This is a genomic window from Burkholderia sp. AU31652 (genome assembly GCF_002223155.1).
Taxonomy (GTDB): domain Bacteria; phylum Pseudomonadota; class Gammaproteobacteria; order Burkholderiales; family Burkholderiaceae; genus Burkholderia.
Genome location: NZ_NKFG01000001.1, coordinates 1 through 13,915, shown reverse-complemented (window position 1 = coordinate 13,915; position 13,915 = coordinate 1). Strand labels below are relative to the sequence as shown.

Below are 13,915 nucleotides of genomic sequence, written 5' to 3'. Positions count from 1 at the left end.
GTATTCGCGCCCGTTCGCGGCGCGGTTACGGCTGGTTGCAAATCGGGTCGGCACGATGTTTTCGCGCGACAGCCGCGTTGCAGTCCCGCCATGAAAAAAGGGCGCCGAAGCGCCCTTCCGTCACGATTGCGCGCCGCGCTTAAAGCGTGCGGCCCAATGCGTGGTGATGCGAATGATGCGTGGCCGTCGACGCGTGCGTCGTGTGGCCATGCGCGTGTGCGTGCGTGTGACCGCGGCCCGGCTGCGCGCCGGCGCGATCGGCGATCGTGTCGGAGCGGTCGGCCGCGCGCGACAGGCCCTTGTCGCGGTCGCCCGCGTGCATGCCGTTCGAGTTGCTCAGCGCATGGCCGCTCATGTGGCCGGCGGACATGCCGCCTGCATTGCCGCCCAGGCCGCCTGCACCGTGACCTCCGCCGCCACCACCGTTTCCACCGCCATTGCCGCCGGCTGCGGCATACGCGGACACCGTGCCGAGCGCGAGCAGCGCGGCCGTCAGTACGGACAGATATCGTTGCTGTTTCATCTTGTGCTCCCTGGAGCGCGTTCGTGTGACTGCATTTTATGAACGCGCCGGATTCGCGCCACGCGACGTTGTAAATGATCGTAACGAGGCGCGCGGCGCGCATTCGTCAGATCAATCCGGATCGTGCTTGAGCGGGGAACGAGGCAGGTGGGCGCGGCGCCGCAGCGCCGCCCCGGTGACGATGATGCTTACTGCGCCGGCTGCATGCCCTGCGCGGCGGCCCTGTGTTGCGCGGCCTGCTCCTGCGCCTGCTTCTTCGCCATGTGGTGGCCGACGATACAGCCGCCCACCGCGCCGACGACCGCGTGGTGCCCCGCATAGTGGCCGGCCACACCGCCGACCACCGCGCCCTTCATGCAGCCCGCCGCGTGCGCGCTGCCGATCGTGGCAAGCGCCACGATGGCCGCGGTGGCACCCAGCCTGATGTGTCGAATGGGCATCATGTTTTCATTCTCCTCGTGTGGAGATCAAGTCGAGCCGCTTCGCTCAATCCCAGCGGCCGCCACGCCAGCCGCCGCGATCGCGCCACTCGTGCTCGCGCCATTCACGGCGGCGCCACTCATGTTCGCGCCATTCGCGCTGACGCCAGCCGTCGCCACGCCAACCGTCGTCGCGATAGCCGACCGGCGCGTACATGACGGGCGGAGGCGGCGCCACGTAGACGGGCGCCGGCGCCGCATAGGCGGGTACGCCGATGCCGACCGACAGGTCGACGTGGGCCGAGGCGACGCCCGAAGCTGCCAGCGCCGCTACACCGAGAACTGCACCGAGAATGAGTTTCTTGTTCATCTCGCAACTCCCTGCACGTGTCGTGCGTCATGTGAATACGGTTCGGAGTCTAGGCACCGGACACAGACACAGGTGAAACGGGTATGCGAGACAGGTAACGGACGTTTACGGGTTCCCGAAAAGCCTTGCGGGACAAGGAAGAGGCCGCATTCCAAACACCGTTGCAGCGGTGCATCGGAGCGGTAAAAAAGGGATTTTCGGCACGAAACCGGGCGATCGGCACGCGCCGGCGAGCATTGGAAAGCGCCGAAAGCGAACCGCCCGCACCGCACGCGAGCGGTTCGCAAGCACGTGCATCACGCGCGAATATCGTCGACGCTGCGCAGCCAGTGCACGCTGAACAGGTTGTCCGCGTCGGTCCACACGGTATCGGGCACGAATCCAGCGCGGCGCGCGATCGCATGGAAACCGTCGATCGTGAACTTGTGCGAATTCTCCGTGTGGATGCGCTCGCCGGCGTCGAAGCGGAATGCGTGGCCGCGCACGTGCACGATCTGCGCGACGTCGCTGACGAGATGCATCTCGATGCGCTGCCGTGCGCTGTCGTAGAACGCGCAATGCGAGAACGCATCGACGTTGAAATCCGCACCGAGCTCGGTGTTCGCGCGCACCAGCAGGTTCAGGTTGAACTGCGCGGTCACGCGTTGCGCATCGTTGTACGCGTCGTGCAGCGTGCGCTCATCCTTCACGAGATCGGCGCCGACCAGCAGGCCGCCGCCACGCAGCAGCCGCGCGGCATCGCGCAGGAACGCATCGGCTTCTTCCGGCGCGAAGTTGCCGATCGTCGAGCCGGGAAAGAAGCCGATGCGCCGCGCCGGTGTCGCGGTCAGCTCGGCCAGTTGCTCGGCCTTCGTGTAGTCGGCGGCGATCGGCGCGACGTCGAGCCACGGATAGGCTGCCCGCAGCCGCGCGGCGGCGCCGTGCAGGTAGTCGGCCGAGATGTCGACCGGCACGTAGCGCGCCGGCGCGTTCGCATAGTTGCCCGCGAACGCGTCGAGCAGCACGCGGATCTTCTCGAGCGAGCCCGCGCCGAATTCGACGAGTTCCGCATGCGGGCCGACGCGCCGCACGATCTCGGCCGCGCGATCGCGCAGGATGCCGAGCTCGGTGCGGGTCGGGTAATACTCGGGCAACTCGCAGATGCGATCGAACAACGTGGAGCCGGCCGCATCGTAGAAGTATTTCGGCGGAATGCTGCGCGGCGTACGCGACAGTCCGTCGATCAGGTCGCGCTCGAACGCGCTCGGCCGCGAATCGCGGGCGGGTTGCTGGCCACCGCTCGTGGCCGTCTGGTCAGACGTCTCGCGCAAGTCGCACTCCCGTGAATTGCCAGCGCGCGGCCGGCGGAAAGAAATTGCGGTACGTCGGCCGTTCGTGCCCGGGCGGCGTCGCGATGCTGCTGCCGCGCAGGACCTGCTGGCCGACCATGAACTTGCCGTTGTATTCGGCCGCTACCCCGACGAGCGGCCGAAAGCCCGGATACGGCTCGTAGGACGAGCGCGTCCATTGCCACACGTGCCCGAGCATCTGCCGGATGCCTTCGGCGGGGAACGCGGCTTCCCATTCGAATTCGGTCGGCAGGCGCGCGCCGGCCCATTCCGCATACGCGGCCGCTTCGTAGAAGCTCACGTGGCACACCGGCGCGTCGGGTGCGAGCGGCTCGACGCCGTGCAGGCCGAACGTGCGCCGTACGCGCGTGGCGGCCGCATCGTCGTCGTCGGGCATCCAGTACGCGGGCCCTTGCCACCCTTCCCGCTGCACGGTGGCCCAGCCGTCCGACAGCCAGAACTCGGGGCGCGTATAGCCGCCGTCGGCGACGAACGCAGCGAATTCCGCATTCGTCACCAGGCGGCTCGCGATCTCGTACGGCCGCACGAGCGCCGTATGGCGCGGCCGTTCGTTGTCGAACGAGAACGCCTCGCCGTCGTGGCCGATCTCGACGAGCCCGCCCGGCTGATGCAGCCAGTGCTGCGCGCCGGCGTCGCCCGCGGCCATCGCGCCCGCGTCCGTCCCGTTGCGCGGCCGGAACGCCGGCTTCAGCGGGTTACACGAGAACGCGTGCAGCATGTCGGTGACGATCAGCTCCTGATGCTGCTGCTCGTGATGGAGCCCGAGCTCGACCTCGGGCGCGATCGTCTCGAGCAGCGCCGCGTCGGCGCTGGCCAGCGCGCGCAGCATCGCGTCGTCGACGTATTGCCGGTACGCATGCACCTCGTCGAGCGACGGGCGCGTGAGCAGCCCGCGTTGCGGCCGCGGATGGCGCGGGCCGAGCGCTTCGTAATAGGAATTGAAGAGGAACTGGAATGCCGCGTTGAACGGCGCGTAGCCGGGCACGCGTCGCATCAGCACGACGGTTTCGAAGAACCAGGTCGTATGCGCGAGGTGCCATTTCGTCGGACTGGCGTCGGGCATCGACTGCACGGCCTGGTCCTCGGCGGACAACGTCGCGGTCAACGCGACGCTATGGGCGCGCACGTCCTGGTAACGGCGCTGAAGCTGTGATGCAAGGAGGCTCATCGGTTTACCGTCCACGTCGCGATTCGCTGCGTTGCGTGTTGCCGGAAAAAGGAAAGCCTTGCGCGTGATGCGCGCGGCTGACGTGCGACCTGCTGCTGCGTCGTCGGGCAGCCGGCGCGCGCGCCGGGCCGCGGATGCGGCGTCACTTCATCTGCCCGTGCAGAACAGTATGGGCCAGAAATGTGAATGTTGCTGACCGAGATGCGGATGAAACGCCAGATAAATGTAAATGAAAGCAACCGATCAGTTGCCAATTGCTGACAACGGCGCGCATCGAGGGGCATGTGGAGGCCCGGGCGTCGGCCGTTGTGCTCGATTCATGCCGCGGGCGTTCGCGGCCGTGATCGTCTCCCTGATGTGAATGCGAAATCGTCTGACCAGCACTTGCGCGCGAAGCATGCTCGCCGCGTTTGTTGCATTCGACGAGCACCCTGCCCGCCCTTCCCCCGCGGCCTTCCACGCCGATCCGCTCACCGGCTTCAAAAAAAATTTCGCGTCGATGTCACATACGCGGGGGGCTCGCTCGTCATATCCCCGGAACCCACACCAAAGGAGAAGGACCATGACTGCGAAACTCAACCCGTTTGCCGCCGCGCCGGCCCTGATGAAGCACTGGATGACCGTCTCGGTCGCCGCCGCGCAGAGCCTCGAGCCGACGCTCATCGAGCTGGTCAAGATCCGCGCATCGCAGATCAACGCATGCGCGAACTGCATTAACATGCACGCGGCCGAAGCCCGCGAGCAAGGCGAGACCGAGCAGCGCATCTACCTGCTGTCCGCGTGGCGCGAAGCGCCCTGCTACACCGACCGCGAACGCGCGGCGCTCGGCTGGACCGACGCGCTCACGCGACTGTCGGAGGGCCACGCGGCGCACGAAGCGGCCTACGCGGCGCTGAACGACCACTTCAGCCAGGAGGAACAGGTGAAACTCACGCTGATGATCAACGTGATCAACGGCTGGAACCGGCTCGCGGTCGGCTTCGGGCTGTGGATCGAACCGGCCGATGCAAAGGCCGCCGCCGCGAAGATGGTGGCCTGATGCCGACCCTCGATCCGGCCAACGGCAGCGCCGAAACACGGGCCGATGCGGCGGCGAGCTTCGACCCGCTGCGCCGCACGCTGATCCGCGTCGCGTACCGGATGCTCGGTTCCGTCGCGGATGCCGAGGACATGGTGCAGGAGGCGTTCATCCGATGGATGGACGTCGACCGCACCGAGGTGCGCGTGCCTGAAGCGTTCCTGCGCCGCATGGTGATGCGCATGTGCCTCGACCAGCTGAAGTCCGCGCGGCACCAGCGCGAGACCTATGTCGGCCCGTGGCTGCCCGAGCCGGTCGTCGAGGAAGACGAACAGGAAGACGTCACGCTGCCGCTGCTGCTCGCGCTCGAACGGCTCTCGCCGCTCGAACGCGCGGCGTTCCTGCTGCACGACGTATTCGGCCTCGAGTTCGACGAAGTGGCCACGACGATCCAGCGTGACCCGGCCGCGTGCCGGCAGCTCGCCGCGCGGGCCCGCACGCACGTGCGCGAGGCGCGGCCGCGCTTCCATGTCGAGAAGCAGCGCGGGATCGAATTGGCGGAGGCGTTTTTTGCGGCGTCACGCAGCGGCGACATGCGCGCGCTCGGCGCGATGCTCGCCGAGGACGTGAGCCTGCACGCGGATGGCGGCGGCAAGCGCCCGGCCGCGGGCACGCCGGTGTTCGGCTTCGAGCGTGTGATGAAGGTGCACGCGTACCTGGCCGAGCTGTTCGCCACGCACGCGTCGACGTTCGTGCGTGCGGGGTTCATCAACGGGTTGCCGGGTTTCGTCACGCAGGAAGCGGACGGCGAGCTGCAGACCACGGCGCTCGAGATCGAGGACGGGAAAATCGTCGCGATCTATGTCGTGCGGAATCCTGACAAGTTGAAGCATCTGCATTGAGGGTGATGGGATCACGCGTCGGGTGCCGTGCGCATGCGCGGCCGCGATGCGCCCTTTTCTTCATCCTTCGCCCTGCGTTGCCGGCCGCCGGCTCCTGCGATCAATACGTTCCGGCCATGATGTAGATCAGGAAGCCGAGCAACGGCGTTGCAATCGCAAAACCGGCTGCTGCGAGCCAGTTCGTGCCGCCCTGCGCTTCCAGCAGCGCGAGCAACGATTCGCGGGACGTCGCGCTCGGGCGCAGCTTTTCGATCCTGCGTTCGACGTGCGTCCTGTAGAGGCTGTTCCCGCACCAGCCGAGCGTGACCGCGATCCCGATGGTGACCGGGTCGAGCATGCTCGATTCGAAGTAACTCGGGAAGTACAGCAGCTCGACCAGAGTAATCGCGAGCGTCGCGCCAAGGACGGCCGCCGCCTGCCAGTACATGCAGCGATACGCCATCCACACCGGGCCGAGGAAACAGGCTGCCCAGTTCCACGACTGCCGATTCTTTCGCGATGCGGCGATCTCCCACTTCCTTTCGAACCAGGCGGCTTTCTTTCCGACGTAAGCGGCGATCTCGTCGTTGCTCGCGGATGACGTGGCGGTCGTGACGTCGGACATGGTCGTGTGCTCTCAGTCGCGCGGATCGCGCGTCGTTGTTTTGATGTGCTGGAGGTCGGGCGACGGTCGGAACCGCTGCTTCGATGCGCACACGATTCTACGCGCAGCACAGTGGCCGTTGTATGGCGGATCGAGGTGTCGGTGAGGAAGGATGCGATGCCGCGGATCGCGCAACGCATCGGGGCGACATGCGTTGTTTCGGCCGGAAAAAGAAAAACGCCACGCGATGTTGCCGCGTGGCGTTTGTATGTTGACGAGCCGCATTGCCTGTAGGCAAGTTGTGCTGCCAGACCCCTTCATTTGTTCGTTGGTAGGCTCGATTGGATTCGAACCAACGACCCCCACCATGTCAAGGTGGTGCTCTAACCAACTGAGCTACGAGCCTAAGAAGCCGCGAATTATAGAGAGGGTTTTTGAGGAGCACAAGCCCCTTCGTGAAAATTTTTTGAATCAAGGTGCGCGGAGGCCGACGATCGATGTTGCGTGGCGATGCCGGGAACGTTGGCTTCACCTGTTTGCATCACAGCAAAACGCGTCGATGCGCTGTGGTGTTATCCACATAGCCCTCTGGATAACCCTCCGGCAAGCCTCTGGATTCACAGTGGAACGATTGAGGATATGTCGCCGCGGCTGTGAATCGACGAAAAGTTGTTCTGTGCTGCCGGGAGCTGTTCACGTCGCGCACCCAGGGTTATGCATTCTGCTTCCCGTCGAGAATTCATGGGGTTAGGGACGTTATCCACTGTGAGGCACCGGGTTTGTTAACTATCACTACGTATGTATACGAACTCTGTTAACACCTTTGGATAAGCACAGTCCGCCGACTGTGATCCGCGCAGGATATGCACTGCGTGCAGTGATCGGATGAACGAAGCGGCGAGCTATGAGGGCATCGGACGATGCGCGAGCCGCTGTGTCTGTAGAATCGCCGGCATTCAGGATGCGAAGGACTGGCGCACAGGTTCACGACAGATGAGTATTTCTTCGTTGGCCCGGCTAGACGCACTCGAGATCGATGCCGTCGTACGCCGGTTGCAACAACACCCGTGCGACATCGTGTTCGAGCAACGCGTGTCGATGCCGGAAGCCGATGTCCTGTGTTTCTGCTACAAAGGCGAGCGATTCAACGTGAAGTTCGATCTCGACTACAGGGAATGATGACGACCGACACGATGAAACCGAAGCAAGACTTGGGCAACGCGAGCGCTGCCCGCAACCGGAGCGGGTAATGGGCCCCATGCACTGCGGTCGGCACGGACGCGACAACGGCATCACGACATCGAAGGGCATCGCCGCGCGCATCCGGCAGCGCGGGCAGTTCATGTCGGGCGAGCTCGTGAAGGTTTCGCTCGACCGACGGAAATACAGCCTGGAAATGTGGATGCTGTGTGCTGAACTTGCCGAGCACGAGGTCGATGCGACCTTTATCGACGACGTTGCGCACGTGACGGCGTTTCCGAAGATCGCGGCGCTGGAGCGCTTGCGGGAGCGTCTGTGTTCGGCATGCCTGGACGAGCTGCTCGTGCGTTCCGGCGAGGTGCCCTATAAACCGACGACGAAAGAGCAGGCGTTCGACACGTCCGTCGTCGCGGCGAATGCGAATTGGCCCCGCGGCTTCGCGCGCTGCGAGTTGCACGGGTTGATCCGACCGACGCGAACCTCACCGGATATCGAGGCCGCTATCTTGTCGATCGACGTGATACGCGATTGTCACGTCGTGCGGGTGATCAATGCCAGCGTGGAGCATGGGGCCACGCATTGGTTCGACGAAGCGTTCTTGCGCAAGGTGCTCGGGCCGGACATCGACATCGTTGAATCGACGTTTCGCATCGGTGAGCGGGCGACGTTCGTGCAGATGTGGGACGCCGGTGAGCTCGTGTGTCCGGTGTGCCTGCGAGAGGTGCTGGAACGTAGCGGTCTGCGCAAGGACGACACGCGGACGTGAACGCAACAGGGCAATCGTGATGGGCATGATCGCGCAGTACGACATCGGCCCTAACCCGTGATATCCGGAGATCACCATGAGCAAACTGAATTTCGGCGTGGTCGATCGATGTTCCGTTCGGCTCAATACAGCGACGTTGCTCGGCCTGAAGTCCGCCTATGAGGATTTTGCGAAGACCGGTCAGGACCTGCGCAACTTCGAGATCTGCATCGAAGACGAAAGTGAAGCCACGGCGGATCCGACGCCTGAGGATCAGGTCATCAGCGTGACGTTCATGGCGAAGATGCCGCCGGGCATGCGCGGGCTCGGCAACGCGAGTCCGCTCGGGACGTCGATGAAGTACGTCGTTTCTCCGGAAACCGGCGAGATTCTCGGGGTTTATCTGACCAAGTGACTTCGGAGGTGATGAAGATCGTCAGCCTTCACGTGTGGACAACTGCGGCATAAAACGATGCGAAACGCTGTGCTTACACAAGGTGCGCGTTTGCCCGAATCACAAGCTGGGTGCGGATCTCGGTGAATGTTGACCTCGACAAGCCGATCAGAATGTTCGAGCACGCAACTGGACGGAGAGAAGCAAGCCCTGAGAGCGGGGTCCATGCGGAACGTGCAACGTGTTTGTGCGCTTGTCCACAGCGTGTATGTGGACAACTCACACACCCAACGAGTCGAATCGCTGTGCGTCAGACAGGTGAGCGCCATGCATTCGACCATGCGAATCAGCCCGAACGCCTTGTCCGACAGGGATTTTCCGGAATAGCGCAGGCGATGTGGAGCGTGCTCGTGCGATCCGTAGTGATGGAATGCCTTGTGGATATCGATCAGCCAACGCACTCGAAATCCTGTGCATTCAACGGGTGAGGGTACGCGAATTCGGCGAGGATGTTCGCGTTACCTCACGGGTCGTGGATATCGCACTTTCATACAACTCGACTCCACGATTCGCGGTGCGGTTCAGGCACCGACTCGGCGAGCGTCGCGAGAGAAGGCGGCATATGCCAGGACAAAGTCGCCCGGCGAGGATGACCGTTCGCTATGCTGCCGGTGACAACGCACCGATTCCCGCCGATACACATGAGCGCAACTGCACGGACCATTCTCAAGGCCATTCTGAGCATCCCCATTGCCTTTGGGCTCGCCTATCCCGTTGTCCATCCCTCCGAAGACGGAGGCGTTCTCGGCGAAATAGCGGTGCTTGGGGCGATCGGCAGCATCGTCGTCATCGCGGTTTTCCTGGCGCTGGTCTATGCCTACGCGAGCGACCTCAGGACGACCCTGAAATCGGTCAACCGAGGATCGCGTGCGGCCGAACCCAACAGCGTCTGGCTGATGTTCCTCTTGCCCTACAACTTCATCGAGGACTTCTTCATTATTTCCAACGTTGCGAAGTCCCTGGAAGCGGAGTCTCGTATCAATCCGGCTCTGTCGGGGTTGCGCTCGTTCGGCCGGATCAGCGGCATCGGGTGGTGTCTTGCCCAGGTTCTTTCGTTGATACCCAATACCATTGGCTCGATCGCTGGCGGCGTCGCGGTTTTCCTCTGGGTTTGGCACTGGGTGTTCGTGCGCCGGACGAACAAGATGCTTGCCGGCAGCCAGGTCTCGGTGACGACTCTATCTGGACGGACAGGATCGTAGCCCGCCTTGGAAACCAGATCGCTTACCGGTGATCGATGTGGATATCCTGTTCCGCGGCGACTCGAAACCCTGTGATTCCAAAGGTGAGGGCGCCGGCGTGGCCTCGGTGTGAATAACAGCCCGGGAAAGCCAGTCGAAACGCTGTGCAGGCGAATGGTGAGCGGGCGCCCGTTCAAGCCCGCCGGGCCGCCCCACTAAAGGCGCCGGCGGCTGCCACCAATCGCCAGCCGGGCGCGCATCCTGCCACTTCAAGTCTGCTGATCGAGCGCCTGCACGACCGCTTTCTCCGCGAGACTCCCGGCCGGCCCGACCACCGCATAGTTGAGCCCGTTCACCGATCCATATCGCGCGAGCAACGCACCATCTACGCGTTGCCCGGCCGGCAGCAGCCGATGTTTCGATTCCGCTGGCCGCATATAGAAGCTCAGCGTCCTTCCGGCCTCGTCCTCATAGAGCACCATTGCAGCCGTGGCGCCGCTATCGGTCGTGAACAACCGCCCGCCGACCGGCCTGAACCCCGCCGCGCTCAAATCCGGCAGCTTCGCCGAAGCCCCCACGCGCCGGGTGAGCCACCCCTGCAAATCTCCCGCACCGGTCGGCCGGTAATCGACCTTGGCCGTTTGATCGACCACCATCATCCGGTAAGCCTCGACCGCATCGCTCATCGGCGCGATGGGCGGCGGCGCGTTCCACCCGCGCGCCTGCCAGCCGCCGAACGTCCCGAGCCCGACGCAGAACACGAACGAAGCCGCCATCGCGAACCGCATCCGCGTGCGCTCCATGCGCCGTCCGCGAATCGCCGCCGGGTCGAGCGCGGGGTTATCCGCCGGCATCCGCACGCTCTCGAGCGCGGCCCGCAACCGCTGCGCATCCTGCTGCCATTGCCTGACCTGTTCCGCGCGCTCCGGATGCAGCGCGAGATAGCGCTCGACCGCGGCGCGCGCATCGTCGTCGAGCTGGCCGTCGACGTAGGCCTGGAGGTCGTGTTCGTTCGGAGGCGTGTTCATTTCTTCATCAACCGGAGAGAAGGAGCGGGAAGCTCGCCGTCGCTGAGCTGGCGCAGCGCCTGGCGCGCGCGGGAGAGCCGCGACATCACGGTGCCGATCGGCACGTCGAGCAGGTCGGCGACTTCCTGATAGGTGAAGCCCTCGACCGCGACGAGCAGCAGCAGGCTGCGCTGCTCGTCGGGGAGCCGGCCGAATGCTTCGAGCGTCGCGCGCGCCGCGAATTCGCGTTCGGCGGACGGCCAGTGCGCTTCGTCGTCGTCGCGGATGCGCCCAAGCAGCCACGCGTAGCGCTTCGCGCTGCGCTTGCCGTCGAGAAACTGCCGGTACAGGATCGTGAAGAGCCAACTGCGCAGCGACGCGTCGTCGCGGCGGCTCGACCAGCGCGACAGCGCACGCTCGAGCGTCGACTGGACGAGATCGTCGGCCGCGTGGACGTCACGCGCGAGCCAGAGCGCGAAGCGTCGCAGCCTGGGGATGAGTTCGCGCAGTGCTTCGTCGTCGAGGGCGGTGGAGGGCATGGCCGGGCCGGTTGCCGAATGGGTCGAGATGCCACGTAGGACGCCGGTGGGCGCCGCTTATTCCACCAGCATACGAAAAAACTTTTCGTGGAATAAAGCGGCGTGGGCGGCGTCCTACGCGGGTTCGACAATGACCTGATGGTCGGGAGTCTATATATGGAGCGATCTTCTTCCTCTTCTTCACCGCGGCGCGAGCCCGGGCGCGGGTGGTGGCGCTGGGCCGCGATCGGCGGCGCGGTGGCCGGCGTGGCCGTGGCGTTCGGGTATGTCGGCGGCTGGCTCGCGCCGGCGCGTCTGACTCCGCACCGGATCGTCGACGCGTTGCAGACGGCCGGCGGCGGCATTCACCCGGGCTTCCGGCGCAATCACGCGAAGGGCGTGTGCGTGACCGGTTACTTCGAAGGCAACGGTGCGGCGAGCGCGTATTCGGTCGCGCCGTTCTTCAAGGCGGTGCGCACGCCGGTGGTCGGGCGGTTCGCGTTGCCGGGCGGGAATCCGTATGCACCCGACAGCAGCGTGCCGATCCGCAGCCTCGCGCTGAGGCTCACCGCGCCGGACGGCGAGCAATGGCGCACCGGGATGAACGCGATGCCCGTGTTTCCGGTGGCGACGCCGCAGGCGTTCTACGCGCAATTGATGGCGACCCGGCCCGATCCGAAGACGGGCAAGCCCGACCCGGCGAAGGTGAAGGCGTTTTTCGGCGCGCATCCGGAGACGGCCGCGTTCCTGCAGTGGATCAAAGGTGCGAAGCCGAGCGCGAGTTACGTCACCGAGAGCTATTACGGGTTGAACGCGTTCTACTTCGTCGACGCGGCGGGCAAGCGCCAGGCGGTGCGATGGCGCGTCGTGCCGGAGCAGACGGCCGGCGCCGGCGACGTCGCGACGGCGGCGGACCCGAACGTGCTGCAGCAGGACGTGACGCAGCGGATCGCTGCCGGTCCGCAGAAGTGGAAGCTGCTGGTCACGCTGGCGGAGCCAGGCGACCCGGTGGACGACGCGACGAAGGTCTGGCCCGCGCAGCGCACGACGATCGATGCGGGCACGCTCGTGCTCGACCACGTGGAGGCGCAGGACAGCGGGCCGTGCCGCGACGTGAATTACGACCCGACGGTGCTGCCGCAGGGGATTCAGGTGTCGGGAGATCCGTTGCTGCCGGCGCGGTCGGCGGCTTACGCGGATTCGTATCTGCGCAGGACGAGTGAAGAGGCCGGGGTAGCGGGCGTGGCGCGATTGAGTGGGGAGGGACGGTGATGAAGGCTTCGACGACGTTTAGCTTGCCGGCGCGGGTGCTGCACTGGGTGATGGCCGCGATGATCATCGCGATGCTGTTCATCGGGGTGGGGATGGTGGCGTCTGTCTCTGAGCGGCATGCGCTTCTGGTGGCGATCCACAAGCCTCTGGGTATTGCCGTGCTCGTGCTGGTTTGCGTGCGGATCGTGGTGCGGATTCTGTCGAAGCCGCCGGCATTGCCCGAGGATCTGCCGTGGTGGCAGAAGGTTGCTGCGCACGGGTCGCATCTCGTGCTGTATGCGCTGATGCTCGCGATGCCGCTGATCGGATGGGCGATGCTGTCGGCGGGCGGGTATCCGGTGACGTTGGGCGGCGGTGTGCAGCTGCCGGCGCTGGTGTCGGCTGATCCGGTGACGTTTGCCTGGCTCCGGGTCGCGCACCGGGTGCTGGCATATCTGTTCTTCGCGACGTTCCTCGCGCACTTTGCCGCGGCGCTGTATCACGGGCTGATTCGACGGGACGGCGTGGTGAGGGCGATGGTAGGGCGGTGAGCGACGGTGGGTTGCGTTCGATGCGGCGGGGCTGTTCACGGGCAACCGGGGCGGCTCCTGCCGTGCCGCTTATATATGACTAATAGAGCCGTTCAGGGCCTCCGGCACCCCATGTCAAAATAATTTCACAAAAGGGGTTGCGGAGACTGGGGCGGGTGCTTAGAATCACGCCTCTTTCGCGCTAACGGAAACGCAGCGCGGGGGAAAAGAGAAGTGCTGCTGTTGATGTCGGTTTTAACAACTCCAGCGCAAATGGAATTAAACCGCAGTCGTCGCAACGAAGTAGTTAAAAAAGTTGTTGACGGATTTAAAAAAACGGTTGATAATCTCGCTTCTCTGCTGCTGAAAACGCAGCGCTGCTGGGAAACACGAAGTTCCTCGCAGAATGCTCTTTAAAAATTAACAGCCGATAAGTGTGGGCGCTTGATGAAAGCGAGCTGATCCTCGGATCAGATAGCGAAAGTATCAAGAGTCTCACACTAAAGTAAGTCAGGTTTATGAAGCAATTCATATTCCTGTCAGCTTTGAGTGAGCGACCGGTTCTTAACTGAACCGAAAACAGTAACAGGTTTAAACTGAAGAGTTTGATCCTGGCTCAGATTGAACGCTGGCGGCATGCCTTACACATGCAAGTCGAACGGCAGCACGGGTGCTTGCACCTGGTGGCGAGTGGCGA

The 13,915-nt window shown here is 64.3% G+C and carries 17 protein-coding genes, 1 tRNA gene and 1 rRNA gene; 10 read left to right on the top strand and 9 right to left on the bottom strand.

Annotation, left to right across the window (positions count from 1 at the left end):
- Positions 1 to 139: 139 nt before the first annotated feature.
- The 5 genes from CFB40_RS00085 to egtB form a co-directional block, all read right to left on the bottom strand.
- On the bottom strand, positions 140 to 523 hold the full coding sequence (locus CFB40_RS00085; RefSeq protein ID WP_089430385.1) for a hypothetical protein: 384 nt from the start codon (positions 521 to 523) through the stop codon (positions 140 to 142).
- Between the two features lie 188 nt (positions 524 to 711).
- Positions 712 to 966 carry a hypothetical protein gene (locus tag CFB40_RS00080; protein ID WP_089430384.1) on the bottom strand — a complete coding sequence of 85 codons (255 nt, stop codon included), beginning with the start codon at positions 964 to 966 and terminating at the stop codon, positions 712 to 714.
- A 43-nt stretch (positions 967 to 1,009) separates the two neighbouring features.
- The gene (locus CFB40_RS00075) at positions 1,010 to 1,312 is read right to left on the bottom strand and encodes a hypothetical protein (RefSeq protein ID WP_046550033.1); all 303 of its coding nucleotides are present in this window, start codon (positions 1,310 to 1,312) and stop codon (positions 1,010 to 1,012) included.
- 296 nt (positions 1,313 to 1,608) lie between these two features.
- Positions 1,609 to 2,622 carry an L-histidine N(alpha)-methyltransferase gene (gene egtD, locus CFB40_RS00070; protein WP_089430383.1) on the bottom strand — a complete coding sequence of 338 codons (1,014 nt, stop codon included), beginning with the start codon at positions 2,620 to 2,622 and terminating at the stop codon, positions 1,609 to 1,611.
- Positions 2,606 to 3,829: an ergothioneine biosynthesis protein EgtB gene (gene egtB / locus CFB40_RS00065; protein ID WP_089430382.1), complete on the bottom strand. Its 1,224-nt coding sequence runs from the start codon at positions 3,827 to 3,829 to the stop codon at positions 2,606 to 2,608. Before egtB ends, egtD begins: the two co-directional genes overlap by 17 nt.
- A 562-nt stretch (positions 3,830 to 4,391) precedes the next feature.
- On the opposite strand from egtB, the gene CFB40_RS00060 reads away from it, so the two are divergent.
- The gene (locus CFB40_RS00060) at positions 4,392 to 4,868 is read left to right on the top strand and encodes a carboxymuconolactone decarboxylase family protein (protein ID WP_089430381.1); all 477 of its coding nucleotides are present in this window, start codon (positions 4,392 to 4,394) and stop codon (positions 4,866 to 4,868) included.
- Positions 4,868 to 5,749, top strand: a complete 882-nt coding sequence (locus CFB40_RS00055) for a sigma-70 family RNA polymerase sigma factor (protein ID WP_089424105.1) — start codon at positions 4,868 to 4,870, stop codon at positions 5,747 to 5,749. The genes CFB40_RS00060 and CFB40_RS00055 overlap by 1 nt, the downstream gene beginning before the upstream one ends.
- A 100-nt stretch (positions 5,750 to 5,849) precedes the next feature.
- Here the strand turns inward: CFB40_RS00055 and CFB40_RS00050 are convergent, their stop codons facing one another.
- Together CFB40_RS00050 and CFB40_RS00045 are read right to left on the bottom strand one after the other, a co-directional pair.
- On the bottom strand, positions 5,850 to 6,353 hold the full coding sequence (locus CFB40_RS00050; RefSeq protein ID WP_089430380.1) for a DUF2628 domain-containing protein: 504 nt from the start codon (positions 6,351 to 6,353) through the stop codon (positions 5,850 to 5,852).
- Between the two features lie 308 nt (positions 6,354 to 6,661).
- Positions 6,662 to 6,738, bottom strand: a tRNA-Val gene (locus tag CFB40_RS00045).
- 479 nt (positions 6,739 to 7,217) lie between these two features.
- Here CFB40_RS00045 and CFB40_RS37695 point away from each other — a divergent pair.
- From CFB40_RS37695 to CFB40_RS00030, 4 genes are all read left to right on the top strand, one after another.
- On the top strand, positions 7,218 to 7,511 hold the full coding sequence (locus CFB40_RS37695) for a hypothetical protein (RefSeq protein ID WP_143329795.1): 294 nt from the start codon (positions 7,218 to 7,220) through the stop codon (positions 7,509 to 7,511).
- 70 nt (positions 7,512 to 7,581) lie between these two features.
- Positions 7,582 to 8,298 (top strand): hypothetical protein, encoded by a 717-nt coding sequence (locus tag CFB40_RS00040; RefSeq protein ID WP_143329794.1) that lies wholly within the window; start codon positions 7,582 to 7,584, stop codon positions 8,296 to 8,298.
- A 76-nt stretch (positions 8,299 to 8,374) separates the two neighbouring features.
- Entirely contained in the window at positions 8,375 to 8,692 is a 318-nt protein-coding gene (locus CFB40_RS00035; protein ID WP_089430378.1) for a hypothetical protein, read from the top strand.
- A 680-nt stretch (positions 8,693 to 9,372) separates the two neighbouring features.
- Positions 9,373 to 9,933 (top strand): hypothetical protein, encoded by a 561-nt coding sequence (locus CFB40_RS00030; protein ID WP_256976491.1) that lies wholly within the window; start codon positions 9,373 to 9,375, stop codon positions 9,931 to 9,933.
- 248 nt (positions 9,934 to 10,181) lie between these two features.
- Here the strand turns inward: CFB40_RS00030 and CFB40_RS00025 are convergent, their stop codons facing one another.
- Positions 10,182 to 10,940, bottom strand: coding sequence for an anti-sigma factor family protein (locus CFB40_RS00025; RefSeq protein ID WP_089430376.1), 759 nt, complete (start codon positions 10,938 to 10,940; stop codon positions 10,182 to 10,184).
- Positions 10,937 to 11,458, bottom strand: coding sequence for a sigma-70 family RNA polymerase sigma factor (locus CFB40_RS00020; RefSeq protein WP_089430375.1), 522 nt, complete (start codon positions 11,456 to 11,458; stop codon positions 10,937 to 10,939). Before CFB40_RS00020 ends, CFB40_RS00025 begins: the two co-directional genes overlap by 4 nt.
- Positions 11,459 to 11,614: 156 nt before the next feature.
- Here CFB40_RS00020 and CFB40_RS00015 point away from each other — a divergent pair, with 156 nt between their 5' ends.
- From CFB40_RS00015 to CFB40_RS00005, 4 genes are all read left to right on the top strand, one after another.
- Entirely contained in the window at positions 11,615 to 12,709 is a 1,095-nt protein-coding gene (locus CFB40_RS00015) for a catalase family peroxidase (RefSeq protein WP_089430374.1), read from the top strand.
- Positions 12,709 to 13,239 carry a cytochrome b gene (locus CFB40_RS00010; RefSeq protein WP_175237668.1) on the top strand — a complete coding sequence of 177 codons (531 nt, stop codon included), beginning with the start codon at positions 12,709 to 12,711 and terminating at the stop codon, positions 13,237 to 13,239. Before CFB40_RS00015 ends, CFB40_RS00010 begins: the two co-directional genes overlap by 1 nt.
- A 213-nt stretch (positions 13,240 to 13,452) precedes the next feature.
- Positions 13,453 to 13,635, top strand: coding sequence for a hypothetical protein (locus CFB40_RS37690; protein ID WP_143329793.1), 183 nt, complete (start codon positions 13,453 to 13,455; stop codon positions 13,633 to 13,635).
- Positions 13,636 to 13,811: 176 nt separating this feature from the next.
- Positions 13,812 to 13,915: ribosomal RNA gene (locus tag CFB40_RS00005) — 16S ribosomal RNA — on the top strand; the annotation flags it as partial.